Genomic DNA, 1,663 nt, shown 5'->3' with positions numbered 1-1,663 from the left:
CTAACCGCAAGTACGATAACATTGAAGTAGAAATTCCCGGCACAAAAATACCAGATGAAATAGTTGTCATCGGCGCTCACTATGACTCTGTGCAGGATAGTCCCGGTGCAAACGATAACGGTACTGGTGCGGCGGCTGTATTGGAATTGGCGCGTGCGTTTGCTGGCAAAAAAACTGACCGGACTCTCCGTTTTGTGGAATTTGTGAATGAGGAACCGCCCTTTTTCCAAACTCCGGATATGGGAAGCTTAGTTTATGCCAAACGCAGTCAAAAAGCAGGCGAGAAAATTGTTGCTATGCTCAGCTTAGAAACAATGGGTTACTATTCCGATAAAGCGGGAACTCAAAAATATCCATTTCCTCTGAATTTGGTATATCCTTCCTCTGGAAACTTTATTGCATTTATCGGTAATATTAAATCTGGTGACTTGGTGAGAAAAGCGATCGCATCCTTTCGTCGCCATGTCGAATTTCCCTCCGAAGGCGCAGCTCTACCCGCGCAAATTCCCGGTGTCGGTTGGTCAGATCAGTGGTCTTTCTGGCAACAAGGCTATCCGGGAATCATGGTCACAGATACCGCTCCCTATCGCTATCCTTATTATCATACCGCACAGGATACACCGGATAAAATTGATTTCGAGAAATTGGCGCGGGTAGTCGCTGGTTTAGAAAGCGTTATTGCCGATTTGGCAATACTTGAGATTGACGAACCAGTTGAGCAAACTCGCGCAGAGTTTTAGTGTAGCGATCGCCTCCAAGCGAGATAAGATCTTCGTTATGATCCGCACCCTCTATCCATAAAAAACGCTTCGGTTCGTTCGCAGATTCAAAAAGTTGTTGTCCGTGGGAAACAGGAATTACCGAATCGCTCGTTCCATGTATAATTAAAACCGGACAGCGTACCTTTTTAATTTTATCGATATTCGCAAACTTATCAAAAGGTACGATCGGGATGCGCGTCACCACAAGAAACGCCTTAGTAAAAGCACTTTCCAAAATCAAACCCCCAACGGATTTGCGCGAAGCCAAATCCACCGAAGGGCCGCCACCTACAGACCGTCCGTAAACTATAATGTTTTGAGTTGAGATATTCAGCTTTCTTGTCAAATAATCGTAAGCCGTATCGATATCTTGATAAGCATTGCTTTCTGAAGGCGTACCCTGACTCGTACCGTAACCGCGATAATCGTAAGCAAATACAGAAAATCCCAATTCCCTTAATTCTCTCAGAATTGGCAACATATCCCCCAAATCTTCCGCATTGCCGTGACTGTACAAAATCGTGTAAGTAGCTTGAGAATTGGGTAGGTAAATAGCCGATATTTGCACGCCATCAGCAGCAGTCAGCTTCAGAATATCCTTAGTGTCTTGATAGCTGGATGCTTGCGGTTTAAAAATCATCCAATCCGTGAAAAAGTAGCCGTATATGCAAAGGGAAACATAAACAAAAATAATAGAACGTATCAGCCGTTTCAGCGAAAAGTCACCTATTAGTAAATGTTTGAGCTTTTGCTTATCCATTTTTAAATTTATTGGCTCTCCCGTTTTTGTGGCGATCGTAGAAACTTATCTAATCGTAGGGTGGGTTAGGCACAGGCAATAAATTTAGTAGTTTCGATCGATAATTTAGTTCCCGTGTTATAAACCACCATCTCACTCAACT

Annotated in this window: 2 protein-coding genes; one reads left to right on the top strand and one right to left on the bottom strand. The window is 43.5% G+C overall.

All coding sequences use genetic code 11. The features are described 5' to 3' along the window. A partial coding sequence (locus tag H6S82_RS32145; RefSeq protein ID WP_191057418.1) for a M28 family peptidase occupies nt 1-740 on the top strand: 740 nt, incomplete at its 5' end. Here the strand turns inward: H6S82_RS32145 and H6S82_RS32140 are convergent. Then, nucleotides 676-1,521, bottom strand: a complete 846-nt coding sequence (locus tag H6S82_RS32140) for an alpha/beta hydrolase (RefSeq protein WP_190462629.1) — start codon at nt 1,519-1,521, stop codon at nt 676-678. The two genes, H6S82_RS32145 and H6S82_RS32140, sit on opposite strands and share 65 nt — an antisense overlap. Nucleotides 1,522-1,663 lie beyond the last annotated feature (142 nt).

This window comes from Planktothrix sp. FACHB-1355, assembly GCF_014748295.1.
GTDB lineage: Bacteria > Cyanobacteriota > Cyanobacteriia > Cyanobacteriales > Aerosakkonemataceae > Aerosakkonema > Aerosakkonema funiforme_A.
Note: the sequence above shows the minus strand (reverse complement) of the source record. Positions and strands in the feature narration are given on the sequence as shown.